27 protein-coding genes are annotated in these 26,442 nt (G+C 68.2%); 23 read left to right on the top strand and 4 right to left on the bottom strand.

From position 1 onward, the window contains the following. Positions 1-19 precede the first annotated feature (19 nt). From tilS to QFZ61_RS02990, 13 genes are all read left to right on the top strand, one after another. On the top strand, positions 20-1,081 hold the full coding sequence (tilS, locus tag QFZ61_RS03050; protein WP_307037969.1) for a tRNA lysidine(34) synthetase TilS: 1,062 nt from the start codon (positions 20-22) through the stop codon (positions 1,079-1,081). Positions 1,082-1,110: 29 nt separating this feature from the next. Then, on the top strand, positions 1,111-1,662 hold the full coding sequence (hpt, locus tag QFZ61_RS03045) for a hypoxanthine phosphoribosyltransferase (RefSeq protein WP_307033200.1): 552 nt from the start codon (positions 1,111-1,113) through the stop codon (positions 1,660-1,662). A 200-nt stretch (positions 1,663-1,862) separates the two neighbouring features. Then, complete coding sequence (ftsH, locus tag QFZ61_RS03040; RefSeq protein WP_307033198.1) at positions 1,863-3,929, top strand: ATP-dependent zinc metalloprotease FtsH; 2,067 nt, start codon at positions 1,863-1,865, stop codon at positions 3,927-3,929. 9 nt (positions 3,930-3,938) lie between these two features. Beyond that, positions 3,939-4,580: a GTP cyclohydrolase I FolE gene (folE, locus tag QFZ61_RS03035; protein WP_373427119.1), complete on the top strand. Its 642-nt coding sequence runs from the start codon at positions 3,939-3,941 to the stop codon at positions 4,578-4,580. A gap of 11 nt (positions 4,581-4,591) precedes the next feature. Next, positions 4,592-5,548, top strand: a complete 957-nt coding sequence (folP, locus tag QFZ61_RS03030) for a dihydropteroate synthase (protein WP_307033196.1) — start codon at positions 4,592-4,594, stop codon at positions 5,546-5,548. A gap of 12 nt (positions 5,549-5,560) precedes the next feature. Then, positions 5,561-5,920, top strand: coding sequence for a dihydroneopterin aldolase (gene folB / locus QFZ61_RS03025; RefSeq protein WP_307033194.1), 360 nt, complete (start codon positions 5,561-5,563; stop codon positions 5,918-5,920). Beyond that, positions 5,917-6,471, top strand: coding sequence for a 2-amino-4-hydroxy-6-hydroxymethyldihydropteridine diphosphokinase (folK, locus tag QFZ61_RS03020; RefSeq protein ID WP_307033192.1), 555 nt, complete (start codon positions 5,917-5,919; stop codon positions 6,469-6,471). The genes folB and folK overlap by 4 nt, the downstream gene beginning before the upstream one ends. After that, positions 6,468-6,989, top strand: a complete 522-nt coding sequence (locus tag QFZ61_RS03015; RefSeq protein ID WP_307033190.1) for a DUF3180 domain-containing protein — start codon at positions 6,468-6,470, stop codon at positions 6,987-6,989. Before folK ends, QFZ61_RS03015 begins: the two co-directional genes overlap by 4 nt. Then, positions 6,970-7,482 carry a PH domain-containing protein gene (locus QFZ61_RS03010; protein ID WP_307033188.1) on the top strand — a complete coding sequence of 171 codons (513 nt, stop codon included), beginning with the start codon at positions 6,970-6,972 and terminating at the stop codon, positions 7,480-7,482. The genes QFZ61_RS03015 and QFZ61_RS03010 overlap by 20 nt, the downstream gene beginning before the upstream one ends. After that, complete coding sequence (locus tag QFZ61_RS03005) at positions 7,479-9,050, top strand: PH domain-containing protein (protein ID WP_307033187.1); 1,572 nt, start codon at positions 7,479-7,481, stop codon at positions 9,048-9,050. The genes QFZ61_RS03010 and QFZ61_RS03005 overlap by 4 nt, the downstream gene beginning before the upstream one ends. Beyond that, a complete protein-coding gene (locus QFZ61_RS03000; protein WP_307033185.1) occupies positions 9,043-9,963 on the top strand; it encodes a Rossmann-like and DUF2520 domain-containing protein in 921 nt (306 codons plus the stop codon). The genes QFZ61_RS03005 and QFZ61_RS03000 overlap by 8 nt, the downstream gene beginning before the upstream one ends. After that, positions 9,963-10,850, top strand: a complete 888-nt coding sequence (gene panC / locus QFZ61_RS02995; protein WP_307033183.1) for a pantoate--beta-alanine ligase — start codon at positions 9,963-9,965, stop codon at positions 10,848-10,850. The genes QFZ61_RS03000 and panC overlap by 1 nt, the downstream gene beginning before the upstream one ends. Positions 10,851-10,949: 99 nt before the next feature. Further along, positions 10,950-12,419: an MDR family MFS transporter gene (locus QFZ61_RS02990; RefSeq protein WP_307033181.1), complete on the top strand. Its 1,470-nt coding sequence runs from the start codon at positions 10,950-10,952 to the stop codon at positions 12,417-12,419. A gap of 118 nt (positions 12,420-12,537) precedes the next feature. Here QFZ61_RS02990 and QFZ61_RS02985 read toward each other — a convergent pair whose 3' ends face one another. Together QFZ61_RS02985 and QFZ61_RS02980 are read right to left on the bottom strand one after the other, a co-directional pair. After that, positions 12,538-13,371 carry an alpha/beta fold hydrolase gene (locus QFZ61_RS02985; protein ID WP_307033179.1) on the bottom strand — a complete coding sequence of 278 codons (834 nt, stop codon included), beginning with the start codon at positions 13,369-13,371 and terminating at the stop codon, positions 12,538-12,540. A gap of 100 nt (positions 13,372-13,471) precedes the next feature. After that, positions 13,472-14,098: a thymidine kinase gene (locus tag QFZ61_RS02980; protein WP_307033177.1), complete on the bottom strand. Its 627-nt coding sequence runs from the start codon at positions 14,096-14,098 to the stop codon at positions 13,472-13,474. 155 nt (positions 14,099-14,253) lie between these two features. Between QFZ61_RS02980 and lysS the strand changes: the two genes are divergently transcribed. The 4 genes from lysS (at position 14,254) to QFZ61_RS02960 (ending at position 19,390) form a co-directional block, all read left to right on the top strand. Next, positions 14,254-15,786 (top strand): lysine--tRNA ligase, encoded by a 1,533-nt coding sequence (gene lysS, locus QFZ61_RS02975; RefSeq protein ID WP_307033175.1) that lies wholly within the window; start codon positions 14,254-14,256, stop codon positions 15,784-15,786. Positions 15,787-15,788: 2 nt separating this feature from the next. Continuing rightward, positions 15,789-15,977 carry a hypothetical protein gene (locus tag QFZ61_RS02970; RefSeq protein WP_307033173.1) on the top strand — a complete coding sequence of 63 codons (189 nt, stop codon included), beginning with the start codon at positions 15,789-15,791 and terminating at the stop codon, positions 15,975-15,977. A gap of 137 nt (positions 15,978-16,114) precedes the next feature. Then, entirely contained in the window at positions 16,115-16,441 is a 327-nt protein-coding gene (locus QFZ61_RS02965; RefSeq protein ID WP_307033171.1) for an Lsr2 family protein, read from the top strand. Positions 16,442-16,897: 456 nt separating this feature from the next. After that, entirely contained in the window at positions 16,898-19,390 is a 2,493-nt protein-coding gene (locus QFZ61_RS02960) for an ATP-dependent Clp protease ATP-binding subunit (protein ID WP_307033169.1), read from the top strand. Positions 19,391-19,520: 130 nt separating this feature from the next. On the opposite strand, the gene QFZ61_RS02955 is transcribed toward QFZ61_RS02960, so the two are convergent. Then, positions 19,521-19,967 (bottom strand): Rieske (2Fe-2S) protein, encoded by a 447-nt coding sequence (locus QFZ61_RS02955; protein ID WP_307033167.1) that lies wholly within the window; start codon positions 19,965-19,967, stop codon positions 19,521-19,523. A 125-nt stretch (positions 19,968-20,092) separates the two neighbouring features. On the opposite strand from QFZ61_RS02955, the gene QFZ61_RS02950 reads away from it, so the two are divergent. The 6 genes from QFZ61_RS02950 to dhaM all read left to right on the top strand — a co-directional run bounded on the left by QFZ61_RS02950 (position 20,093) and on the right by dhaM (position 25,530). Further along, positions 20,093-22,210: a prolyl oligopeptidase family serine peptidase gene (locus QFZ61_RS02950; protein WP_307033165.1), complete on the top strand. Its 2,118-nt coding sequence runs from the start codon at positions 20,093-20,095 to the stop codon at positions 22,208-22,210. Between the two features lie 117 nt (positions 22,211-22,327). Then, positions 22,328-22,837, top strand: coding sequence for an amino-acid N-acetyltransferase (locus QFZ61_RS02945; RefSeq protein ID WP_307033164.1), 510 nt, complete (start codon positions 22,328-22,330; stop codon positions 22,835-22,837). 143 nt (positions 22,838-22,980) lie between these two features. Beyond that, a complete protein-coding gene (locus QFZ61_RS02940; protein ID WP_307033162.1) occupies positions 22,981-23,136 on the top strand; it encodes a hypothetical protein in 156 nt (51 codons plus the stop codon). A 95-nt stretch (positions 23,137-23,231) separates the two neighbouring features. Beyond that, positions 23,232-24,233, top strand: a complete 1,002-nt coding sequence (dhaK, locus tag QFZ61_RS02935) for a dihydroxyacetone kinase subunit DhaK (RefSeq protein WP_307033160.1) — start codon at positions 23,232-23,234, stop codon at positions 24,231-24,233. 2 nt (positions 24,234-24,235) lie between these two features. Beyond that, on the top strand, positions 24,236-24,862 hold the full coding sequence (gene dhaL / locus QFZ61_RS02930) for a dihydroxyacetone kinase subunit DhaL (protein ID WP_307033158.1): 627 nt from the start codon (positions 24,236-24,238) through the stop codon (positions 24,860-24,862). Then, positions 24,859-25,530 carry a dihydroxyacetone kinase phosphoryl donor subunit DhaM gene (gene dhaM, locus QFZ61_RS02925; RefSeq protein WP_307033157.1) on the top strand — a complete coding sequence of 224 codons (672 nt, stop codon included), beginning with the start codon at positions 24,859-24,861 and terminating at the stop codon, positions 25,528-25,530. The genes dhaL and dhaM overlap by 4 nt, the downstream gene beginning before the upstream one ends. A 1-nt stretch (position 25,531) precedes the next feature. Here dhaM and QFZ61_RS02920 read toward each other — a convergent pair whose 3' ends face one another. Then, positions 25,532-26,368, bottom strand: a complete 837-nt coding sequence (locus QFZ61_RS02920) for an A/G-specific adenine glycosylase (RefSeq protein ID WP_307037965.1) — start codon at positions 26,366-26,368, stop codon at positions 25,532-25,534. Positions 26,369-26,442: the final 74 nt, after the last annotated feature.

Below are 26,442 nucleotides of genomic sequence, written 5' to 3'. Positions count from 1 at the left end.
CCTGGGCAAGGCGCGCAAGATGCTGCAGGATGCGCTCGCCGAGGCAGGGTACCCGGCACGGGTGCTCGTGGCCTGCAGCGGCGGCCCGGATTCGCTGGCACTCGCCGCCGTCGCCGCCTACTTTGCCCGCCGCGGCCACGTGGATGGCCACCCGGTCTCCATCGGCGCCGTCGTCGTGGACCACCAACTCCAGCCCGGATCCGCCGCCGTGGCCGCGGCCGCAGCGGTGACCCTACAGGAGCTGGGTCTCGACCCGATCCTGGTGCGGAAGGTCGAGGTCGCCGCGGCCGGGACCGGCCCGGAAGCTGCCGCCCGGGACGCCCGGCATGCGGCCCTTGAAACGGCCGCGGATGACACCGGTGCGTCGGCGGTGCTGCTGGGCCACACCCTGGACGACCAGGCCGAGCAGGTCCTGCTGGGGCTGGCGCGGGGCTCCGGAACCCGTTCGCTGGCCGGAATGCGGCCCGTCCGCGGCCGTCTGCTGCGGCCGTTCCTAGGCCTGCGCCGGATCGAGACGCTGGAAATCTGCGGCGTCGAAGGCCTGGACCCGTGGCACGATCCGAGCAACACTGACGTTTCTTTTGCCCGGTCCCGGACCCGGGTTGAGGTGCTGCCGATGCTCGAGGACAAGCTCGGCCCCGGGGTGGCCGAATCGTTGGCCCGGACGGCGTCGATCCTGCAGCTTGACGCCGATTACCTGGAACAGGTCGCGGACGACACATTCGCCCGCCTGCAGCAGCGCACCGGCACGGAGTTCAGCCAGGAGCTCAGCCTGCCCGAGGCAGCGCTGCGCGAGCTGGCTCCGGCCGTGCGGTTCCGCGTGATCGCCAAGGCCGCCGCCGCCGTCGGTGGTCAACAGCCCAGCTACCAGCGGCTGCTCGCCGCCGAAGCGCTGCTGCGCCGGCAGGGATCCGCCGGGCCGGTGGAGCTGCCCGGCGGTGTGGGCGTGTACCGGCTCTCACTCGCGCAGCTGCTCGCGGCGGAGCAGTCCGAGGCAGGGCAGTCCGTGGCCGGAGTGCCCCGCGAGGGCGCCCGCTGTGGGAAGCTAGTATTCCGGCCTCAACAGCGGCCCCAAGATTAGTCGCACCCGCATCTACACAGGAGCCATTGGTGGATTCAAACGACGTCCAGGCAGACCTCAAGCACGTTCTCTACTCCAAGGAACAGATCCAGTCCCGCATCACCGAACTCGCAGCCGAGATTGACCGGGACTATGAAGGCCGCGATCTGCTCATCGTCGGCGTGCTCAAGGGGGCGGTGATGGTCATGGCCGACCTTGCCCGCGCGCTGCACAGCCACGTCTCCATGGACTGGATGGCTGTCTCCTCCTACGGCTCCGGCACCCAGTCCTCCGGCGTCGTCCGCATCCTCAAGGACCTCGACACGGACCTGATGGGCAAGGACGTCCTGATCGTCGAAGACATCATCGACTCCGGCCTGACGCTGTCCTGGTTGAAGACCAACCTGGAATCCCGCGGCACCGCGTCCGTGGAAATTTGCACCGCCTTCCGCAAGCCCACCGCCGCGAAGGTCCAGATTGACGTTAAGTACGTCGGTTACGACATCCCCAACGAATTCGTCGTCGGCTACGGCTTGGACTACGCCGAGAAGTACCGCAACCTGGACTTTGTGGGCACCCTCGCCCCGCACGTCTACGAGTAAACCCGGCCCCGCCGGCCGGTTTCGACGCCGGCCTTGACCGGTCCCAGCGGGGTGCCCCGCTACGCCCACAGGGAACTTTATGCCCTGGCCGTGCGTGAGTTAGGGCGACGGTGTATAGCTAGACTGACGCAGCACCACCACGCGCGCAGAACAGTCGCCGTGCAGCACTACCAGGAGGGACGGGGCCAGCCCCCGATCAGATGAAAGCAAAGAGTTTCCTCAAGGGCCCCGGCATTTGGATTGTCGTAGTGATCGGCATGCTCCTGCTGGCCTTTGCCACCCTCGCTCCGGGCGGCTCAAGCCGCATTGACACGGACAAGGGCCTGGCGCTGTTGACTGAGGGCGGCAAGGTTGAGCAGGCCAAAATCTTCGACGCCGAGAACCGTGTGGACCTGGTCCTGAAGGACAACCTGCAGGTCGATGGGCAGGACAAGGGCAAGAACGTCCAGTTCTACTTCGTGAACGCCCGCGCCCAGGACATCGTCAAGGCCGTCAACGAGTCGAAGCCGCCGAGCGGCTTCACCGACCAGCCGGTGGAAAGCAACTGGTTCTCCGGATTGTTCTCGCTGCTGGTCCCGGTGCTGCTGCTGGGCGTGCTTTTCTGGTTCCTGCTTTCCCGGATGCAGGGCGGCGGCTCCAAGGTCATGCAGTTCGGCAAATCCAAGGCCAAGATGGTCAATAAGGACATGCCGCAGGTGACCTTCAGCGACGTCGCCGGAGCCGACGAGGCCGTCGAGGAGCTTCAGGAAATCAAGGAGTTCCTCCAGGAACCGGCAAAGTTCCAGGCTGTCGGCGCCAAGATCCCCAAGGGTGTGCTGCTGTACGGCCCTCCCGGCACCGGCAAGACCCTGCTGGCCCGCGCCGTCGCCGGTGAAGCCGGCGTGCCGTTCTTCTCCATCTCCGGTTCGGACTTTGTCGAGATGTTCGTCGGCGTCGGCGCTTCCCGCGTCCGCGACCTCTTTGAACAGGCCAAGACCAACTCCCCGGCGATCATCTTCGTTGACGAGATCGACGCCGTCGGCCGTCACCGCGGTGCCGGCATCGGCGGCGGCAACGATGAACGCGAGCAGACGCTCAACCAGCTCCTGGTTGAAATGGACGGCTTTGACGTCAAGACCAACGTCATCCTCATCGCCGCCACGAACCGTCCCGACGTGCTCGACCCGGCCCTGCTCCGGCCCGGCCGCTTCGACCGCCAGATCTCCGTCGAGGCCCCCGACCTGATCGGCCGCGACCAGATCCTGAAGGTGCACGCCAAGGGCAAGCCGATGGCCCCCGGCGTCGACCTCAAGGCTGTCGCGAAGAAAACCCCCGGCTACACCGGCGCCGACCTGGCCAACGTGCTCAACGAGGCGGCGCTGCTCACGGCCCGCTCCAACGCCAACCTGATCGATGACCGTGCCCTGGACGAGGCGATCGACCGCGTGATGGCCGGGCCGCAGAAGCGCAGCCGCGTCATGAAGGAACACGAGCGCAAGGTCACCGCGTACCACGAAGGCGGCCACGCCCTGGTGGCGGCGGCGCTGCGGAACTCGGCCCCGGTCACGAAGATCACCATCCTGCCGCGCGGCCGAGCCCTCGGCTACACCATGGTGGTGCCGGAAAACGACAAGTACTCCGTAACCCGCAACGAACTGCTGGACCAGATGGCCTACGCCATGGGCGGCCGGGTGGCCGAGGAACTCGTCTTCCACGATCCGTCCACCGGCGCCTCCAACGACATCGAGAAGGCCACCGGCATCGCCCGGAAAATGGTCACCGAGTTCGGCATGAGTGAGCGCGTCGGTGCCGTCCGCCTCGGCCAGGGCGGCGGCGAGCCGTTCCTGGGCCGCGACGCCGGCCACGAACGCAACTACTCGGATCAGATCGCCTACGTCGTGGACGAGGAAGTGCGCCGCCTGATCGAGGGCGCGCACGACGAGGCGTATGAGATCCTGACCGCCAACCGTGACGTTCTGGACCAGCTGGCCCTGGAACTGCTGGAACGCGAAACGCTGAACCAGGCCGAGATCGCCCAGGTGTTCACGCACATCCGCAAGCGCGACTTCCGCGAAATCTGGCTCTCCAAGGAAAGCCGGCCCATCCAGGCTGTCGGACCGGTGGAGTCGCGCCGCGAAAAGGCCGAACGTGAAGCGCAGGAAGAAGCCAAGGAGGCCCGGCTCGAGGAGCCGCTGGACACCCTCCCGCCGCACGCCCAGGGCGTCCCCGCGCAGGAGCCCTTCCAGGGCGGCGCAACGGATCTGGGGCCTGACGGCCATCCCGGCTAGGCTTTTGCAGTGACTTCCTTCTTAAACGACGACGACGACGCTCCCGCCACCGGTCTTCTGGCGGCGGGAGGGTCCGTCCCCGCCGCCGCCGTCGACCAGGACCGCATCCAGGCGGCGGTACGCGAGATCCTCTTCGCCATCGGCGAGGACCCGGACCGCAGCGGCCTGCTGGACACCCCGAAACGGGTAGCCAGGGCGTACGCGGAGATGTTCGCCGGTCTGCACCACGACCCGGCGGAGATCCTCGGCACCACCTTCGACCTGGACCACGAGGAACTCGTGCTCGTGAAGGACATTCCCTTCTATTCGACCTGCGAGCACCACCTCGTGCCTTTCCACGGCGTCGCCCATGTCGGCTATATCCCTTCGCACGACGGCAAGGTCACCGGGCTGAGCAAGCTCGCCAGGCTGGTGGACATGTTCGCCCGCCGGCCCCAGGTCCAGGAGCGGCTGACCACCCAGATCGTTGAAGCTCTCACCACCCACCTCAAGCCCCGCGGCGCGATCGTCGTGGTCGAATGCGAACACCTCTGCATGTCGATGCGCGGCATCCGCAAGCCCGGAGCGAAAACCGTCACCAGCGCGGTCCGCGGGCAGTTGCATGACCCGGCCACCCGCGCCGAAGCCATGAGCCTCATCCTCGGAAGGTAAGAAGACACCCTATGGACTCCCTCGCTGCAGCCCCCGGAACAGGGCCTGCCACGTCACCTTTGCCCGTGCTGCGCAAGCCGCGCCCCGCCGCCGCCTTCAAGGACCTGTCGACGGACCGGACGCTCGTGATGGGGATCCTGAATGTCACGCCGGATTCGTTCAGCGACGGCGGCAAGCATGCGACGCCGGACACCGCCGTCGCAGCCGGCCTGCGGATGTACTATGCCGGTGCTGACATCATCGACGTCGGCGGGGAATCCACCCGTCCCGGCGCCGCCGAGGTCACCGTGGAGGAGGAACAGCGCCGGGTCCTGCCGGTGATCGAGGCGCTGGTCAAGGCCGGGGCCCTGGTCAGCATCGACACCACCCATGCCGCCACGGCCGAGGCTGCACTCGCCGCCGGCGCCGCGATCATCAACGACGTCTCCGGCCTCACGATCGAACCGGAAATGGCCGAACTCGTAGCACGCAGCAAGGTGCCCTACGTCCTGACGCACCGCCGCGGCGACGCCAGCACGATGGACTCGCTCACCGACTACCGCGACGTGGCCGAGGACGTGGCCGCCGAGCTGGCCGGCGTCCGGGACAAGCTGTACGCCGCCGGCGCAACGCCGGAACAGATCATCCTCGACCCGGGCCTGGGCTTCGCCAAGACCGGGGAGCAGAACTGGGAACTGCTGCAGCGCCTCGATGTGCTGCAGGCGATGGGCCACAAGGTCCTCGTGGCCGCGTCCCGGAAACGGTTCCTCGGAAGCCTCCTCACCGTCGCCGGCAAGTCCGCCCCGCCGGCCGAACGTGACGCGGCGACCGCCGCCGTGACGGCTATCAGCGCCTTCCGCGGCGCCTGGGCCGTCCGGGTGCACGACGTCGGCCCCAGCCTCGACGCCGTCAAGGTCGCCGCCCGGATTGCCCCGGCTTCCTCGTCGGCTTCCTCCTCGGTGCCGCCGGCCGCGCCCGGCAACACCTGAACCGGCCGCGCCATGGACCGGATCACGCTAAGCGGTGTCACCGCCGTCGGGCACCACGGGGTGTTCGATTTTGAACGACGCGACGGGCAGCCCTTCGTCGTGGACGCCGTACTGCACCTGGACTTCACGGCCGCCGCGGCCAGCGACGACGTGCTGGACACCGCCCACTACGGCGAGGTGGCCGAGTGCATCCGCGGCTGGATCACCGGCACGCCGTTGAACCTCATCGAGGCCCTCGCGGTGCGGATCGCCGACGACGTGCTGGCGCGTTTCCCGGTGGCCGCCGTTGACATCACGGTGCACAAACCAAAGGCTCCGATCCAGGTGGACTTCGGCGACGTCTCCGTCAGCGTGCACCGGGAACGGCCATGAACGCCCCCGCCGCCGTATACACGCGGGCGGTACTCGCGCTCGGCAGCAATCTGGGGGCCCGCAACGACACCCTTTCGGCCGCCGTCGCTGACCTGGTGGACCCTCCGGAGGTGCGGCTGCTGGCGATTTCCCCGATCGTCCAGACCAAGGCCGTCGGCGGCCCGCCGGATCAGCCGGACTTCCTGAACATGGTCATCGGCGTCGAGACCTCCTTGTCCCCGCAGCAACTGCTGGCGCACTGCCACGCCGTCGAACAAAAGCACCTGCGGGTCCGGGAGGTCCACTGGGGCCCGCGCACCCTCGACGTGGACGTCATCACCTACGGCGAACTCGTCAGCTCCGACCCGGAGCTCACCCTCCCGCACAGGCGTGCCGCCGAGCGCGCTTTCGTGCTCTACCCCTGGTCCCTGATCGACCCCGCAGCGGAGCTCAACGGTGTCCGCGTCGGGGAGCTCGCCGCGCGGGCTGCCGATTTCCGCGACCTTGCCCCGTTCGACGGCTTTGAGGAACTCAACGGTGTGCCGGGGGCCGGAACGGCGGACCTGCCGTGAAGCTGACCAACCCCCTCGTGCTGCTGGTGATCGGCGTCGGGCTCGCCGCCGCTGGCTGGTTCGCCACGCTGATGGCCGCCCGCTACAGCCTGGCGACGCCGGTACTGCCGCTGACCGGTCTGGTCACGATGGGGGTCATCGTGGTGATCACCCTGATCCTGGGGGTCCGGGTGCTGCGGTGGCGCAACGGCAAGAAGAAGAAGATGCTCAACCCGCTCCTGGCTGCGTGGACCCTGGTCCTCGCGCAGGCGTGCGCCTACACCGGCGCCGTCCTGCTGGGCTGGCACGCCGGGATCTTTATGGACCAGCTTCGGCTCTGGAACGTCCGCAGCGGGCAGGAGATCACCTGGCAGACGCTGGCGATGGCGGGCGGCGGACTGGTCATGATTGTGGTTGGCCTAGTGGTGGAGCGGTTCTGCCGGATTCCGCCCGAGGACGGCGACGCCGAGGGCACGCCGGGGGTACCCGGAAAGCGCAAGCCGACAGCGGAAGGTGAATATGCCTACCGAGGCGATTGACCCCCCGGGGGTCGCCTGGCTGAGGGTGTCGCCGAAGTACGTCACCGTGCGCCTCGTCGGCTGGGCGCTGGGGAACCTGGCCGCCGTCGCGGTCCTGTCCCTGCCGCTGGTGCTGGTCCTGAACGGGGCATGGACCTGGCCGCCGCTGTGGTTCGCCGTCGTGCTGCCCGCCGCCGTCTTCCTGCTGGCCCTCTGGCGGCTGCTGCTCATTCCGCGCCAGGTGCGGTCCATCGGGTACGCCGAACGCGAGGACGACCTGCTGATCCGCCGCGGCATCTTCTTCCAGCGCACCCTGGTGGTGCCGTACGGGCGGATGCAGTACGTGGACATCGGCGCGGGCCCGGTGGAACGCGGACTGGGCCTGTGCACGCTGAAACTGCACACCGCCTCGGCCGGAACCAGCGCCGAGATCCCCGGCCTGCCCGCCGGCGAGGGCGCGCGGCTGCGCGAACAGCTGTCGGCCCGCGGCGAGGCCCGGCTGGCCGGGCTGTGACGGACACGGGCAGCACCTGGCAGCGGGTGCATCCGGCCTCACCGTTTGTCCGCGGCTGGCTGGCGCTGGCGGCGCTGTTGTTCTTCTTCGGCCGTGACGCCTTCGAACGCCTGCTCCGCGGCGCCCCGGTCTTCGATGAGCGCTTCGCGGCGCGGGCACCCTGGCTGCTGCTGGGCGGCGGCACCGTGCTGCTGCTGACCGTGCTCGGTTTTGTGTTGAGCTGGTATTTCACCCGTTACCAAGTGGCGGACGGGTACGTGCGGGTCAACACCGGCTTCCTGTTCAAGCAGCAGCGCCAGGCGAGGCTCGACCGGGTACAGGCAATCGACGTTGTGCAACCCCTGCTGGCACGGATCTTCGGGCTCGCGGAACTCCGGTTCGAAGTTGCCGACGCCGGCCAGTCCGCGGTGCACCTGGCCTACCTGCGGGTGGACGAGGCGCGACGGCTGCGTGCCGCGATTCTGGCCGGGGCCGCCGGTTCCGCGCCGGGTGCCGTCGGTGCCGCGGTTGCCCAGGGGCAGGAGAACCCACCGGGGCCGCCACACGCCGTCGCCGAGGCGCTGGAACGCCCGGTGCTCACGGTTCCGCCGCAGCGGCTGGCCGGGTCACTGGTGCTGAGCGAACAGACCGTCGTCCTCGTCCTCGGGGCCGCGGCCTCCGTGCTGCTATCCGCCGTCACCGAGAACCGCAGCTTCTACTTTTACCTGATCCCGGCCGGCCTGGGCATCCTCGCGGCGTACTGGAATTCCTTCAACAAGGGCTACAACTTCACTGCGGCCGTTTCCGACGACGGCATCCGGCTCCGCTACGGCCTGCTGGACACCCTGGCGCAGACCCTCCCGCCCGGACGGATCCAGGCCCTGCGCGTCAGCCAGCCGCCGCTGTGGCGGATCCTCGGCTGGTACCGGATGCAGGTCAACGTGGCCGGCTACGGCGCCCCCGGCAACGGCGACAGCGCTTCCCGGACCACCCTGCTGCCCGTTGGAACTCTGCCGGAGGTGCTCGCCATGCTTTCGCTGGTCCTGCCCGACCCCGGCACCCCGGACCCCGTGCGGGTCTTCACCGCCGGGCTGCACGGGCTCGCGCCCATCCCCGGTGCCGCCGGCACTCCCGCCCGAAGTATCGGCGGTCCCGCTGCCGGCGGCGTTCCCGGCGGTGCCGCGGCCCCCGACGACGGCGGCTTCGTCACCACCCCGCAGCGGGCGCGCCTGCTCGCTCCGCTGGGCTGGCGCCGCAACGGTTTCACCGCCACGGACACCGCGCTGCTGATCCGCTCCGGCCGCTGGTGGCGCCACCTCGTGCTGGTCCCGCATCAGCGCACGCAGTCGATGGCACTCCAGCAGGGTCCGTTGGCCCGGCGCTTCCGTGTCGCGGACCTGGTTCTGCACACCACCGCGGGCCCAGTGGCGCCGCGGCTGATCCAGGTCGGCCTGGACGAGGGCCGCGCCTTGCTTGACGCGCAGGCAGCCCGAGCCCGGACCGCGCGGAAGCAGCAACTCAGTGAACACTGGCTCGTCCGGTCCCACCCCCTCGAACACGCACCACAGGAAGGGCCGCAACATGGCTAAGCCAGGACGCCTCGGCGTCGGAATCATCGGAGCCGGGAAGGTCGGGGCCGTCCTGGGGGCGGCCCTGCGCGCGGCCGAACACGCCGTCGTCGGGGTCTCCGCCGTATCCGACGCGAGCCGGGAACGCGCGGAAACCCTGCTCCCCGGCGTCCCTGTCCTCGACATCCAGGACATTGTGGAGCGCGCGGAACTGGTGCTGCTGGCCGTTCCGGACGACGCACTGGGCCCGCTCGTGCAAGGCCTGGCCAAACTCGGCGCCTGGCAGCCCGGCCAGCTCGTGGCCCACACCTCAGGCCGCTTCGGCGTCGGCATCCTGCACCCGGTCCGCGCCGCGGGGGCGGTCCCGCTCGCGCTGCACCCCGCCATGACCTTCACCGGCATGAGCCTGGACCTCACCCGGCTGCTGGACTGCAGTTTCGGGGTGACCGCGGACCCGGCCATGCTTCCCATCGCGCAGGCCCTGGTAGTGGAAATGGGTGCCGAGCCGGTCGCCATCGCCGAGGGTGACCGGGTCCTGTACCACGCGGCCCTGGCGCACGGGTCCAACCATCTGGTCACCCTCGTGGCCCAGGCGTCCGAACTGCTGCGGGAGGTCGGCGTCGACGCCCCCGAACGCATGCTGGGCCCGCTGCTGCGCGCCAGCCTGGAAAACGCCCTTGCCTCGGGGGAGTCCGCGCTCACCGGCCCGGTGGCCCGCGGCGACGCCGGCACCGTCAGCGCGCACTCGGAGGCCCTGCGGGAACTCGACGGCGGCTCCGGCGGCGATATTCTGGACGCGTACCTGGCCATGGCCCGGGCGACCGCCCGCCGTGCCGGCAGCCGCGGGCTGCTGAAGCCGGAGCAGGTCCAGGGCATTCACCGGGCGCTTGAAGCCCGCGATGCCGACGGCCCGCTTCCTGAGGAAGGACCCTGATGGGAATCCAGCTTGTGACCACCGCCGCCCAGTTGCGCGCCGAAAGTGCCCGCCTGCTCACCGAGAAAGGCGGAACTTCGCAAGGGCTGGTGCCCACGATGGGCGCCCTGCACGCGGGCCACGCCCGGCTGGCGCGCACCGCCGTCGAACAGAACGACGTCGTGGTGGCCAGCATCTTCGTCAATCCGTTGCAGTTCGGCGAAGCGGTGGACCTCGAGCGTTACCCGCGGACTCTCGAGGCTGACCTGGCCCTGCTCGAGGCCGAAGGGGTGGATCTGGTCTTTGCGCCCTCGGTGGAGGAGGTGTACCCGGGCGGGGAACCGATGGTGCGGATCACGTCCGGCACGCTCGCGGACAAGTGGGAGGGCGCGTCCCGGCCCGGGCACTTCGACGGCGCCCTGACGGTGGTGGCGAAGCTGCTGCACTACGGGCTTCCCGGCACAGGCCAGACCGTTTACCGGGCGTATTTCGGCCAAAAGGATGCCCAGCAGCTGACCCTGGTGCGGAGGATGGTGGCGGACCTGAATTTCCCGGTGGAAATCGTGCCGGTGCCGATCGTCCGGTCACCGGACGGGCTGGCACTCTCGAGCCGCAACCGGTTCCTGTCCGATCCCGAGCGCGAGGCCGCCCTCGTGCTGTCCCGGGCGTTGCGGCTGGTCGAGGACCGTGCCAACGCGCACGAACCCCTGGACCTGGACTCGGCCCGGGCGCTGGTGGAATCCCAGCCCCTCGTGGAGCTGGATTACTTCGACGTCGTCGATCCGCTCACCCTGGAGCCGCTTGCGGAGAACTGCCGCGAGACACCGTTCCGCGGCGAGGGCCTCGTGCTGATCGCCGCGAAGGTCGGTCCGGTGCGGCTGATCGACAACGTTCCGCTGGACTCCTAACCCGGACCTCCCGGAGCGGGAATTACTCCCCGGACCTGATGGTTGGAATCTGAGGCAGCCCCGACGCGGCCCAATTCATCCACTCCGTGAGGGAACACCATGTCTACCGACGTTTCGCCCGCCCACAGCAATCCTGCCCCGGCCGGCGTCGCCCCCGAGAAGCGGAACCCGGCACCGGACAAACTGTCCCGCGAGTCCGTCACCGTCATCGCCACCTTGCTGGTGGCCACCTTCGTGGTGATCCTGAACGAGACGATCATGAACGTTGCACTGCAGCGGCTCATGGTTGACCTGCGGGTTGATGCGCCCACCGTGCAGTGGCTCTCCACCGGTTTCATGCTGACCATGGCCGTGGTCATTCCCACTACCGGGTTCATTCTGCAGCGGCTCTCCACCAGGGCGGCCTTCATGCTGGCCATGGGACTCTTCTCCGGCGGCACGCTGCTCGCGGCCCTCGCGCCCGGCTTCGAGGTGCTGCTGCTGGCCAGGATCATCCAGGCCGGCGGCACGGCCATTATGCTGCCGCTGCTGATGACCACCATCCTCACCCTGGTTCCGGTTGCCCGCCGGGGCGCCGTGATGGGCAACGTGAGCATCGCGATCTCGGTGGCACCGGCCATGGGGCCGACGGTGTCCGGGCTGATCCTCCAGCATTTCTCCTGGCGGTTCATGTTCGTCTTCGTCCTGCCGGTCGCCCTGCTCGCTTTCGGCATCGGCGCCAGGTTCCTGCGCAACATCGGCGACACCGAGAAGACCCGCCTGGACGTGCTCTCCGTGCTGCTGACGGTCCCGGCGTTCGGCGGCGTCGTTTACGGGCTGAGCCAGATCGGCAGCGGAAACGGAGGCCCCGCCGTCCCGGCAGTCGTGGCCCTCGGCGTCGGCGTTGTCGCCCTGCTGGCCTTCGTCCTGCGCCAGCTCACGCTGCAAAAGTCGACGGCGCCGCTGCTGGACCTGCGCGCCTTCAACTTCCGGATGTTCACCGTCTCCGTGCTGCTGCTCGTGGTCGCGATGATTGCCTTGTTCGGCGCCGTGATCCTGTTGCCCCTGTACCTGCAGGAGATCCGCGGGCTCAAATCGCTGGAAACAGGTCTCGTCCTGCTACCGGGCGGCCTCGCGATGGGCCTGCTGGGCCCGGTTATCGGCCGGCTCTTCGACAAGCTGGGCCCGCTGCCGTTGACCGTGACAGGATCGGTTCTGATGGTGCTCTCGCTCTGGCAGTTCTCGCGCCTTGACGCCCAGACACCGGTGGGCTGGATCATCGCATTGCATGTTGCCCTTAGCCTGGGACTGGCGCTGCTGTTCACGCCTGCGTTCACCACCGGCCTGAACCCATTGCCGCCGCAGCTCTACTCGCACGGCTCGGCCATTATGAGCACGCTGCAGCAGGTTGCCGGGGCGGCCGGCACCGCGTTGCTGATTTCGATCTTCGCCGTCGTCTCCGCCGGGTCCGGCATCGTCGCGGGCATGCACGCGGCATTCCTGACGGCGGCCGGCATCGCATGCGCCGCCGTCGTGCTGTCCGTTCTGATGCGCAAGACCGACGGCGCCGCAACTCCGGGCGGCCACTAACCCACCCGGCTCATCGCGCGAACGTACACTTCGCGCCCCGGCGGGAGGGCCGGAAGTGTCCGTTCGCGCTCTGGGGGGAGGGCCGGAAGTGTCCGTTCGCGCTCTGGGGAGGGGTGGATCAGCCGGCGTAGAAGTCGGTGAGTTCGGAGATCAGCCGGTCAGGCGCCTTGTTGACTCCGTCGTGACCCATGCCCGGCAGAATCGTGTAGCTGGAACCGGAGAGCACGTCGTGGATCTGCCCGCAGGCGACACCGAAATACGCGGGGCTCTTCTCGCCCACGATGATCAGCGTCTCCAAGGGCAGTTCGAGGAACGGCTCGGCCGGCATATCCGCGGCCACGATCGCCTTGATCTCGCGGACACCTGTCTTCATGAGCTCGCGCAGCTGCTTGCCCACCGGAGTGCCGGCGGTGAACTTGTTCGCGAGGGTCAGCATGGACAGCGGCATCCGGGACAGCGCACTGCCGGTCTCGAGGCCGCGGACCAGCACGGCCAGGGCACGGTCGTCGTCGCCGGCGGCGGTCAGGCGCTCGTATTCGGAGGTCCAGTCGGCCGTGACGCTGTGGTTCACCGACACGGCGGGGTCGTACACGGCCAAGCGCTCCACCGGCAGGGTCCGTGCCGCGTGCAGCGCGACGGCGCCGCCGAAGCTGTGGCCGAAGACGTCGGTGCTGGCGGTGTGCCGCATCACGGCGTCCAGGTCCCGGATGTCGACATCGAGGGTGTAATCCTCCGGCTGCGGTGAGGAGGAGCCGCGGCCGCGCCGGTTAAAGGTGTGGACTGGCCGGCCCAGGGCGGCGCTGAGCTTTTGCGCGAAACGGGTGTAGTCCGCGGCCGTCACCATCGAGGCGGGCACGACGACGACGCCGGAGCCTGCCGCCGCAAGCTCCGCGCCCGTGCTAAAAAGCTCGAGGGTTCCGCCGTCTGGGGTTCGAATGTTCTCGCGGGTCATGCTTCGAGCCTAACCGAGGCGTCCGGTACCGGACAGTAAACCTCGCCCGCGGCCTGACCCGGGGTCTCGCGTACCGTCCGGCCTGCCGCCTGACCCGTCGTCAGCTGCCCAGCCGGCCGCCGGAAAGCTCAAGGTAGCAGGACCCGCAGAGCGACTCGTACCAGGCGTCCTGGCCGTCGATGGCGACCTGCTCGCCGTCGAACACCACCTGCTCGCCGATCCGGCGGGTGTTGAAGATGGCCTTGCGCCCGCACCGGCAGATGGTCTTGAGCTCCTCCAGCGTGTGCGCGATTTCCAGCAGCCGGAGCGAGCCGGGGAAGGCCCGGGTCCGGAAGTCGGTGCGGATGCCGTAGGCCAGCACCGGGACGTTGTCCAGGACGGCGATGCGGAACAGGTCGTCCACCTGCTCCGGTTCCAGGAACTGGGCTTCATCCACCAGCAGGCAGGCCACCGGCGGCGTGTCCACATGCTGAAGCAGTGCGTCCGGGTCGTCGCCGTGGGCCTGCGCCGAAAACAGCTCCCGGGCGGATGCGCCGGCGGGGATCAGAAAGTCCACCGACCGCGTCATCCCCAGCCGGGAGACGACGTCGGCGTCGCCCTTGGTGTCGATATCCGGCTTGGCGAGCAGCACCCGCTGGCCGCGCTCCTCGTAGTTGAACGCGGCCTGCAGCAGCCCCGTCGACTTGCCGGAGTTCATCGCGCCGTAACGGAAGTAGAGCTTGGCCAAGGGGGTCCTTTCGACATCGGTCGCCCCCGATTCTAGTGCCAGAAGCCAGCGGCCCCGGCGCGGCCGTCCCGGACCCCGGAGGCGCGGCCTCTGCCCGGGGTCCTTCCGCGCCTGCCGCACCGGCGGTGGCCGAACGACCGGTAAACTTAGGGATTGTGACTTCCCAAAACACCCCCGCCCCGAACACCGCCGCCGAGCCGTCCGACGTCAGCGAACAGACGCTGGTCCGGATGGAGAAGCGCGCCAAGCTGATCGAACGTAGCGTTGAGGCGTACCCGGTGGGGGTCGAGCGGACGCATTCGCTGACGGAAATCCGCGAAAAGTACGCGCACCTGGTGGCAGACGAAACCACGGGCGACGTCGTCGGCGTCACCGGCCGCATCGTCTTCATCCGCAACACCGGCAAGCTGTGCTTCGCCACCCTTCAGGAGGGCGGGCTCGACGGAAAGGCCGTACGGCTGCAGATCATGCTCAGCCTGGCGAACATCGGCGAGGAAGCGCTCGCGGACTGGAAGTCCCTCGTCGACCTTGGCGACCACGTCTTCATCAAGGGTGAGGTCATCTCCTCCCGCCGCGGCGAGCTCTCCGTGATGGCCGAGTCCTGGACCATGGCGTCCAAGGCGCTGCGGCCGCTGCCGGTGCTGCACGCCGAGCTCAACGAGGAAACCCGCGTCCGGCAGCGCTACGTGGACCTGATCGTCCGCGACGAGGCCCGCGAGATGGTCTACACCCGGGCCGCGATCACGCGTTCCATCCGAGAAACCCTGCACCGCCAGGGCTACGTCGAGGTGGAAACCCCGATGCTGCAGCTCGTGCACGGCGGGGCCACCGCGCGCCCGTTTGAAACCCACATGAACGCCTTCGACCAGAAGATGACGCTGCGGATCGCGACCGAGCTGTACCTGAAGCGGACCGTCGTCGGCGGCATCGACCGCGTCTACGACATGGGCCGCGTCTTCCGGAACGAGGGCGTTGACTCCACGCACAGCCCGGAGTTCACCACACTCGAGAGCTACGAGGCCTGGGCGGACCAGTTCGTGATGGCGGACCGCATTAAGGAGATCATCCTCGACGCCGCCGACGCGGCCGGAGTGGGCCGTGTGCTGCAGACCGAGGCCGGCGAGATCAACCTCGACGGCGACTGGGCATGGATGGCGGTGTACCCGGGCCTTTCCGACTTTGTGGGCCAGGAGATCACCCCGGACACGCCTGAAGCCGAGCTGCTGGCCCTGGCCGAGAAGTATGAGGTCAAGGTCGATGCGAACTGGGACGCCGAGAAGCTCGTCGTCGAGCTCTTCGGCGAACTGGTTGAACCGACGCTGCTCAACCCTACTTTCGTTTACGACTACCCGCCCTCCGCGCAGCCGCTGGCCCGCCAGCACCGCGAAGACGGTCGGCTGATCGAGGCGTGGGACCTGATTATCGGCGGTATGGAGCGCGGCACCGCGTTCTCCGAACTCATTGACCCGGTTATTCAGCGCGAACGGCTCACCGAGCAGTCCCGCCGGTCAGCAGCCGGCGACGTCGAAGCCATGCAGCTTGATGAGGACTTCCTCCGCGCCCTTGAGTACGGAGCGCCGCCGATGGGCGGCATCGGACTGGGCATCGACCGGCTGGTCATGCTCTTTACCGGCGCCGGAATCCGCGAAACCATCCTCTTCCCGCTGCTGAAGCCGGAAGGGCACTGACCATGGAATACGTAGCAGTCTTGCTCCCGTCCATAGTGGTGGGACTCCTCTTCTGGTTCGCCATGAAAGCGATCTTCAATGCGGACAAGTCCGAGCGCCAGGCCGAAGCCCGTGCGCAGGCCGAGGCGGCTGCCCGTGGGCCGGAACAGAATATAGCCCGGGAAAACGGTCCTTCCCCGGAGCAGCGCTAAAAGCTCGGTCTATTCCTTCCTGTGGATTTCCTTTGACGCGTATTTTCCGCTTTGACTCGCGGCCTTAAAACGATGGATACTTTTTACAGATACATCCTGCTTTTCTAAATACTCATCCTTTTGAAAAGAGAGTCTTTATGGCACAGAAAGTTAAAATCATCCTCGTTGATGATCTGGATGGGGGATCCGCGGACGAAACTGTCCGGTTTGGCCTGGACGGCGTCAGTTATGAAATTGACCTCTCGTCCGGCAACGCCTCGGAACTGCGCTCGGCACTTGAGCGGTTCGTAGGCCAGGCGCGTAAGACTTCGACTGGCCGGGCGACCCGGACAAAGGCAACAACAGCGCGTAATCAGGACTCGGCGCAGATCCGGCAGTGGGCCCGGGACAACGGCTATGCGGTTAACAGCCGCGGCCGCATCCAGGCTGAAATTCAGGAAGCCTACCAAAAGGCAAATTCCTAGCTCCGGACTTGCCCGCCGCCGTCGTGCGCTTGCAGGCCATGACTTTGCCCCCGCTCTCGGCGGGGGCATTGTCATGTCCGGTGGGTGCCAGGACTTGTGCCGGGTGCCAGATCGGGTGGGCCGGATGCCGGGTGACACAACGGGTGGTTGGCGTGCGTTCCAGCCCAGTTGCCGGCCCAAACCGGGGCGTCCGGCCGGCGACAAGCGGTGTCTTTCCCGGTCCGGAAGGAGTAACTGGGCAGGAGCGTCGCAGCGCCAGTCGCACCGCCCGTCGCACCGCCCGGCCAGGCCGGCTGCCGGCCGGCGTAACCGGGTTCATACGCCGCCAGGCAGTCCAGCCAGACCCTGAAGCGTGAAGCCCGGAGCGGCGGCCGGTTTCCCCCGTGGCGAACAAGCCCCAAATCTCGAACTCCGGCACGTAGCATCAAAGTACGTCGTAGCTAGGAGTGTGGCGAAATGTTTGAGCGATTTACGGACCGTGCCCGTCGCGTAGTTGTGCTTGCCCAAGAAGAGGCACGCATGCTGAACCACAATTACATCGGTACCGAACACATCCTCTTGGGTCTGATCCATGAGGGTGAAGGTGTTGCCGCCAAAGCCCTCGAGTCCTTGAGCATCTCGCTCGACGGCGTCCGCGAGCAGGTGCAGGAGATTATCGGCCAGGGCCAGCAGGCTCCTTCCGGTCACATCCCGTTCACGCCGCGGGCCAAGAAAGTGCTGGAGCTCTCGCTGCGCGAGGCCTTGCAGCTGGGCCACAACTACATCGGCACGGAGCACATTCTGCTCGGCCTCATCCGCGAGGGTGAAGGTGTGGCGGCGCAGGTGCTGGTCAAGCTTGGAGCGGACCTGAACCGCGTCCGCCAGCAGGTCATCCAGCTGCTCTCCGGCTACCAGGGCAAGGAGACGTCCGGCGCAGGCGTTGGCCCCGGCCAGGCCGAAGGCACCCCCGCCGGCTCGGTCGTCCTCGACCAGTTCGGCCGGAACCTGACCCAGGCCGCACGGGAAAACAAACTGGACCCCGTGATCGGCCGCGAGCAGGAAATGGAACGCGTCATGCAGGTCCTTTCCCGCCGCACCAAGAACAACCCGGTGCTGATCGGTGAGCCCGGTGTCGGCAAGACCGCCGTCGTCGAAGGCCTCGCCCAGGCGATCGTCCGCGGCGACGTGCCGGAGACCATCAAGGACAAGCAGCTGTACACCCTGGACCTCGGGTCCCTGGTGGCCGGCTCCCGCTACCGCGGTGACTTCGAAGAGCGCCTGAAGAAGGTCCTCAAGGAAATCCGCACCCGCGGCGACATCATCCTGTTCATCGACGAGATCCACACCCTGGTGGGTGCCGGAGCCGCCGAGGGCGCCATCGATGCTGCCTCGATCCTGAAGCCCATGCTGGCCCGCGGCGAGCTGCAGACCATCGGTGCCACCACGCTGGATGAGTACCGCAAGCACATCGAGAAGGACGCCGCCCTGGAGCGCCGCTTCCAGCCGATCCAGGTCAAGGAGCCTTCCGTCGCTGACGCGATTGAGATCCTCAAGGGCCTGCGTGACCGCTACGAGGCGCACCACCGCGTCACCATCACCGACGGCGCCCTCGCCTCGGCCGCGAGCCTTTCCGAGCGCTACATCTCGGACCGCTTCCTGCCGGACAAGGCCATCGACCTGATTGACGAGGCCGGTGCCCGGCTGCGTATCCGCCGGATGACGGCTCCGCCGGAGCTCAAGGTCATGGACGAGAAAATCTCGGCCATGAAGCTTGAGAAGGAATCCGCGATCGACGCCCAGGACTTCGAAGGCGCCGCCTCGCTGCGCGACAAGGAGCAGAAGCTCATTGCCGAACGCGCCGAGAAGGAACGCCAGTGGAAGACCGGCGGCATGGACGACATCTCCGAGGTGGATGAGGATCTCATCGCCGAGGTGCTGGCGAACTCCACCGGTATCCCGGTCTTCAAGCTGACCGAGGAAGAGTCCTCGCGCCTGCTGAAGATGGAAGACGAACTGCACAAGCGCGTGGTCGGCCAGAATGAGGCCATCAAGGCCCTGTCCCAGGCGATCCGCCGCACCCGTGCAGGCCTGAAGGACCCGAAGCGTCCGGGCGGTTCGTTCATCTTCGCCGGCCCCACCGGCGTCGGCAAGACCGAGCTGGCGAAGGCCCTCGCGGAGTTCCTCTTCGGCGAGGAAGACGCCCTGATCACGCTGGACATGTCCGAGTACTCCGAGAAGCACACGGTTTCGCGGCTCTTCGGTGCCCCTCCGGGGTACGTGGGCTACGAGGAAGGCGGCCAGCTGACCGAGAAGGTCCGCCGTCGTCCGTTCTCCGTGGTGCTGTTCGACGAAGTGGAGAAGGCGCACGCCGACCTCTTCAACTCGCTGCTGCAGATTCTGGAAGACGGCCGTCTGACCGACTCCCAGGGCCGCGTGGTGGACTTCAAGAACACCGTGATCATCATGACCACGAACCTCGGTACCCGGGACATCTCCAAGAGCGTCGCCACCGGCTTCCAGTCGGGCACGGATACGCAGACCGGCTACAACCGGATGCGCGCCCGGGTCACGGAGGAACTCAAGCAGCACTTCCGTCCCGAGTTCCTGAACCGTGTTGACGACGTCGTGGTGTTCCCGCAGCTGACCCAGGACGAGATCATCGAGATCGTGGACCTGTTCGTCACCCGGCTCGAGAAGCGCCTCAAGGACAAGGACATGGGCATCGAGCTCACGCCCGCGGCCAAGGTGCTGCTGGCCACCCGCGGTTACGATCCCGCCATGGGCGCCCGGCCGCTGCGCCGGACCATCCAGCGCGAGATCGAGGACCAGCTCTCCGAGAAGATCCTCTTCGGCGAGCTGCACTCCGGCGACATCGTGGTGGTGGACGTCCAGGGCGAAGGCGACGAGGCGAAGTTCACCTTCGCAGGCAACGCCAAGCCGAGCATCCCGGAGATCGCCCCGAGCCACTAGGAGCGGCGCCACTAGGAGCGGAGCGCACTAGGAGCGAGCAAACCAAAGAGGCCCCGGCCGCTTCCCCCAAAGGGGAGGCGGCCGGGGCCTCTTGCTGTCCTTCGCCGTCTTCCGGAGCGCTGTGACCGGGTCAGGCGCTGACGGTGATCCATTCGCCGTCGACGGCGGCCTGCAGCTTGCCCAGCGGCGCCCGGGCCGGGCCGGTGATCACGCTGCCGTCCGAGCCCTTGAAGGAGGAGCCGTGGCAGGGGCAGTCGAATTCCCCGCCGGCGGGAGCCACCGGGCACCCGGCATGGGTGCAGGCGGCGTCGTATGCCACCACGGTGTTCTCGGTGGGCCGGAAAACCACGACGGCTTTGCCGTTGACCTTGCCGCTGGCGGAGCCGCCGACCTGCACGTCGCTGAGCTTGCCGACCCGGACCGGAGTGCCGGCCGGAACCGCGGGGCCAGCTGCCGCCGAAGAGGCGGCCGCATCCTGGCCGGGACCCGCGCAGGCGGAGAGGGCAACGGCACTCCCGCCCAAAGCGCCGGCACCGAGCAGAAATGAGCGTCGCGGGAGGGACTTTTCAGGATTCATGGGCCCATTCTGCCAACTGTGCCTGACAGTTCCCTGCACCACCGGCGCGGCCATGATCTGAAAGCAGTGTTTCACTCATAGTGAACGGGGTGTGATCGGTGGCACATCGGGTGTTGAATCGGGGCATGTCTTCTACCGATGCGCAGTCATTAAGCGAACACCCCGAGACCCCTTTCCATGACTTGGACCATTACCTCGCCATTCCGAGGGTGGGCGGTCTAGCGTTAAGTCGGGACGGCGAGAGGCTGGTCACCACCGTGGCCACGCTGAATGAGAAGGGCACTGAGTACCGGACGGCCCTGTGGGAGCTGGATCCCGCCGGCCGGAAGCAGGCCCGCCGGATCACGCGCAGCGCCAAAGGTGAGGCGGGGGCCGTTTTCGCGGCAGACGGCAGCTTGTACTTCACGTCGGCGCGGCCCGATCCTGAAAGCCCGGACGCCGACCCGGTCAACGCGCTGTGGGTGCTTCCGTCCGACGGCGGCGAGGCCCGCGTTGCGCTTTCCCGCGCCGGCGGCGTCAACGGGTTGTTGGCCGCGAAGGATGCCGACACTTTGTTCGTCACCGCCTCTGTGCTCGCCGGTTCCACCGACGAGGACGACGACGAGGAGCGCCGCACGGCCCGCAAGGACAACAAGGTGGCCGCCATCCTTCACACCGGCTACCCGGTGCGCCACTGGGATGCGGACTTAGGACCTGCGCAGCCGCGCCTGTTCGCCGTCGACCCCGGCGTCGAACCGGAGCCGGGAAAACCCGGCACGGTCGACACGCTGCCGCCGGTCAAGCTACGCAACCTGACTCCCGACGCTGGAAACGGCCTCCGCGACGCCGACACCGTCGTCAGTCCGGACGGGAAAACCCTCTACAGCAGCTTCACGAAGCCGCTTGCCAATGCCGACTCCCGCACCGTGCTGGTGGCCGTGGACGTCGCCACCGGAACCCGCCGGACCCTGCTGGACACCGAAGGCATGAACTACACTCCCGGCCCGGTCAGCCCCGACGGCCGGACCCTGGCGGTGGTGAGCCAGAGCGAGACCACCCCGGAGCGCGCACCCGTGGTGGCGCTGCACCTGCTGGACCTCTCCTCCGACGGCGGAGAGCTGACCCCGCTGGCGGAAGGCTGGGACCGCTGGCCGCGCCCGGCAGCCTGGCTGCCGGACGGCTCTGCCCTGCTGGTCACCGCCGATGAGGACGGAGCCTCGCCGGTGTTCCGGATCAGCGTATCCGGCCCGGCAGCAGGCGGTGACGCCGCGCCGGCCCGGTTGACGGCCGACGCCGCAGCCTACAGCGACGTCGTCGTCGCCCCGGACGGCCGCTCAGCCTACGCGCTGCGAAGCTCCTACGAGTTCCCGGCCGAGGCCGTGCGGATCGACCTGGCCAGCGGCGAGGTCACCCGGCTTCCCGCGCCGGCCGAGCGGCCCGCCTACCGCGGCAGCCTGGAGCGCGTGGAGGCGACCGCGGCGGACGGCACGCGCGTTCCCGGCTACCTGGCCCTTCCGGAAGGTGCCTCGGAGGGAAGCCCGGCTCCGTTGCTGCTTTGGATCCACGGCGGCCCGCTGGGTTCCTGGAACGCGTGGACCTGGCGCTGGAACCCCTGGCTGCTCGTGGCCAGCGGCTACGCGGTACTGCTTCCTGACCCCGCCCTTTCCACCGGGTACGGCCAGGAGCACATCCAGCGCGGCTGGGGGGAGTGGGGAAAGGCGCCCTTCACCGACCTGATGACGATCACCGACGCCGTCGTGCGGCGCCCGGACATCGACGAAACCCGCACCGCGGCGATGGGCGGTTCTTTCGGCGGCTACATGGCCAACTGGGTCGCCGGGCACACCGACCGGTTCAAGGCGATCGTCACGCACGCTAGCCTCTGGGCCCTGGACCAGTTCGGGCCCACCACTGACTCGGCCCAGTACTGGCTCAAGGAGATGACGGCTGAGATGGCCGCCGAGAATTCCCCGCACCTGCACGTGGAGAACATCCGCACCCCCATGCTGGTAATCCACGGCGACAAAGACTACCGCGTGCCGATCGGCGAGGGGCTGCGGCTCTGGTACGAACTGCTCTCCAAGTCGCAGTTGCCGGCTGACGAGAACGGTGACACCGAGCACCGCTTCCTTTACTTCCCGGACGAGAACCACTGGATCCTGCAGCCGCAGCACGCCAAGGTCTGGTACGGCGTCGTCGAGCACTTCCTGGCCAAGAACCTGCTGGACAAAGACCTCCCCGTCCCGGACGAGCTGGGCCTCTGACCCTGCGGCTACCCGCCTGACTCGCACCGGGTGTCATTTTGAGGACTGGAAATGGCACCCGGTGCGAGCCGGTGGGCCCGGGCGGGCGCGCCCCGGACCGCGCCGTAGGATTGGGCTGTGACTGAGACGATCCGCATCCGCCCTGCCCGTACCGGTGACGTCCCGGTGATTAAGACCCTGGTGGCGCCGCTGGCCGAACAGCGGATCCTGATGGCCAAGGAAACCGTGGCGTACTACGAGAGCCTGCAGGAGTTCCGGATCGCCGAGACCGACGGCGGCGAGGTGGTCGGCTGCGGGGCTTTGCACGTGATGTGGGAGGACCTGGCCGAAGTCCGCACCCTGGCCACCTCGGAGGCCTGGCGCGGCAGGGGAGTCGGTCACCAGTTGGTGGAGCACTTGCTGGAAGACGCGAAAGCGCTCGGCATCTCCCGCGTCTTCTGCCTCACCTTCGAAGTCGAGTTCTTCAAAAAGCACGGCTTCGATGTGATGGCGGACCAGACGGCGGTCGACCCCGTGGTGTATTCGGAACTGCTCCGCTCGCACGACGAAGGCGTCGCGGAATTCTTGGACCTCGCGCGGGTTAAACCCAACACCCTCGGCAACACCCGGATGATCCGAGAGCTGTAAGCCCCGCCGTGCCCGCCTGAACCGGGTCTTCCGCTAAATCTAGTTGGTGGATAAGCTGATCCCGGCCCGATGGGGCGGGCCGCCGGCGCCCGGAGGCAAAATTGCAGCATCGCGTAATTTTCCCAGATTTCTCCGCATTCCAAATGACGATCGACGCCGTCCCGGTGCGGCTGGACCCCGGCGGCGCGGACCCCGGTAGCGGCGCGGAAGGTGACTCCGTGCGCAGAATCCAGCGCCAGGACGCGCTCGGCGCCGACGCCTGGCCGGGCTTCACGGCGCCGGCGGTGCACAGAACTTGAGCCTCAAACAGCGTTGAATCCGGAGCCTACCGCTGGTCAGGCCCCGGTAGTAGGGTCTAAGCAAGCAGCCAGGACACCATCCAGGGAGCACAGCCATGAAGAAACTCATCAATGATCCCAAAGCCGTGGTCGACGAGTCAGTGGAGGGGTTCGGGCTTGCACACGCCGACCTCGTGACCGTCCACCCGGATCCCAAATACATCGTCCGCAGGGACGCGCCGGTGGCGGGCAAGGTCGGCCTTGTCTCCGGCGGCGGCAGCGGTCACGAGCCACTCCATGGCGGCTACGTCGGCATGGGCATGCTCGACGCAGCGGTACCCGGCGCGGTGTTCACCTCGCCCACCCCCGACCAGATCCTGCCCGCCACCCTCGCCGTGAACTCCGGAGCCGGCGTCGTGCACATCGTTAAGAACTACACCGGCGACGTGTTGAACTTCGAGACCGCCGCCGAGCTGGCCCAGGCCGAGGGGGTGGAGGTCCGCACGGTGCTGGTCAACGACGACGTCGCCGTCCAGGACTCGCTCTACACAGCCGGCCGGCGGGGCGTGGGCGGGACCGTCCTGGTGGAGAAGATCGCCGGGGCGGCTGCCGAACGCGGCGACAGCCTCGACGCCGTCGCTGCTATCGGCGACCGGGTGAACCAAAACGTGCGCAGCATGGGTGTCGCCCTGACCGCCTGCACCGTCCCGCACGCGGGGGTCCCCAGCTTCGAACTCGAGGAAAATGAGATCGAGATCGGCATCGGCATCCACGGCGAACCGGGCCGGCACAAGATCGCCATGGAAGGCGCCGACGGCATCACCGACCGGCTGCTGGAGCCGGTCGTCAGCGACCTCGGGCTGGCCTCGGGGGACAAGGTTCTCCTGTTCGTCAACGGCATGGGCGGCACCCCGCTAAGCGAGCTGTACATCGTGTACCGCCGGGCCGTGCAGAAACTGGAAGAGCAAGGTTTCACGGTGGCCCGCTCGCTGGTGGGCAATTACATCACCTCTCTGGAGATGCAGGGCTGCTCGATCACTGTCCTGCGGCTCGACGACGAGATGACCGAACTCTGGGACGCGCCCGTCCACACCCCGGCCCTCCGCTGGGGCGTCTGACCGTGGGACTGGATACCGATTGGGCGGTGCGATGGCTGACGCTGTCCGCTGAGGCCATGGCCGAGCACCGGGTCGAACTCATCGAACTGGACCGGCCTATTGGAGACTCCGACCACGGCGAGAACATGGACCGCGGTTTCAAGGCGGTGATGGCCAAACTGGCGGAGACGCCCCCGGAAACGCCTGCTGCGGCGCTGAAGCTCACCGCCATGACCCTGATGTCGAAGGTCGGCGGAGCCGCCGGTCCGCTGTACGGGACTGCCTTCCTGCGTGCCGCCACGGCCCTCGGGGATGCGACCGACATCGACGCCGCCACGCTGGCCGCTGCCCTGCAGGCTGCCCGTGACGGCATCGTGGCGCGCGGCAAGGCCGAATCCGGTGACAAGACGATGGTGGACGCGTGGACTCCCGCAGTCGAGGCGGCCGCCGCGGCGGCCACCGACGGCGACGTCCACAAGCTCCTGGCTGCCGCCGCTGAGGCGGCCGAAGCCGGTGCGGTGTCCACCGACCCGATGCTCGCACGCAAGGGCCGCGCGAGTTACTTGGGGGAGCGCAGTATTGGCCACCGCGACCCCGGGGCCGTCTCCAGCGCCCTGATCCTGCGGGCAGCAGTGGGAGCGGCCGGGTGACGGTCCGGCTGGTTGTCGTTTCACACAGCGCAAAGATCGCCGACGGCGCTGTCGAACTCGCCGCGCAGATGGCTCCTGACGTGATGATCATCCCCGCGGGCGGAACCGACGACGGGCGGATCGGAACCAGCCTGGAAAAAGTGCTGGCGGCGCTGGAGCAGGCGGCCGGCGGCAGCGGAGTGGTGGTGCTGACCGACCTCGGCTCCGCCGTGATGACGGCCGAGTCCGCAGTGGAGTTCGCCGCGGACCCCGGATCGGTCCACCTGGCCGACGCGCCGCTCATCGAGGGCCTGGTTGCCGCTGCTGTCTCTGCCCAGACGGGGGCCGGGGCCGAGACCGTCAAGGAGGCGGCCGAAGCCGTCTACCGCCCGCCGGAGCATCGCCACGCCGAGCACGAGCACCAGCAGCCGCCGGAGGCGCAAGGCGACTTTGAACTCGTGAACGAGGCCGGCATGCACGCACGCCCCGCGGCGAAGATCGCCGGCGCCCTGGCCGGGATGGACGCCGATGTCACGGTGAACGGCGCTGATGGCGAGTCAATGACGGAGCTCATGATGCTTGGCGCCGGCAAGGGGACGATATTGCACGTCGAAGCCAGCGGCCCGGACGCGGGCAAGGCTTTGGAATATCTGGGCGACCTGATCAAGGCCGGGTTCGGGGAACCCTAGCTCAACCCGGCAGCCGCAGTCCGCCGGCGTGCAGTTCGGCCAGCCCGTCGCTGAGCAGCCCGGCGACGGCGCGTTCCAGCTGCTCCGGCGCACAGTTCAGCCGGTGCAGCGCCGCGAGCGGGACGCCGATACCTTCCGCTTCGAAACCCAGGTCCGCCGGGGCGCGTCCCAGCAGTTCAGGGGCCACCGGCGCCTCGGCCAGCCGCAGGACGGCCAGCACAGCGCCCCGGACCTGCCGGTCCGTCCCATGCCAGGCCTGCCCCTTGGGCGTATAGGTTGGCGGCGGTTCACCTGCGGCGAGCCAGGCGCAGGCCCCGCGGACAGGGCAGTCGCCGCACTTCGGCGCCCGGGCGGTGCAAACCAGGGCTCCGAGCTCCATCACGGCGGCGTTCCAGCGCACGGACGCCGCGCCGTCGTCGGGCAGCAGCCGGGCCGCCAGCTGCATCTCCCCGGCGCTCAGGGCGGGAGCCGGCAGCGCTGTGCCGGTAACAAGCCGGGCGTGGACCCGGCGGATGTTAGTGTCCACCACCGTTTCCCTGCGGCCAAAAGCGAAGGCGGCGACGGCGGCTGCCGTGTAGCTGCCCACGCCGGGCAGCTCCAGCAGCTCCGGGTAGCTGCCGGGAACCTCGCCGCCGTGCTGCTGGGCAATGACGACGGCGGCCGCATGCAGCCGGAGTGCCCGGCGCGGATACCCCAGCCGGCCCCAGGACCGCACCGCCTCGCCGGGCGCTTCACCGGCGAGGTCGGCGGGGGCAGGCCAGCGCCGCAACCACTCTTCCCATACCGGCAGTACCCGGACCACGGGTGTCTGCTGCAGCATAATTTCGCTGACCAGCACGCCCCAGGGTGAGCAGTCCGCGGCGCGCCAGGGGAGGTCCCGGGCGGTCTGGTCGAACCACGAATCCAAGGCGG

It is taken from the genome of Arthrobacter sp. B3I4, assembly GCF_030816855.1.
GTDB lineage: Bacteria > Actinomycetota > Actinomycetes > Actinomycetales > Micrococcaceae > Arthrobacter.
Note: the sequence above shows the minus strand (reverse complement) of the source record. Positions and strands in the feature narration are given on the sequence as shown.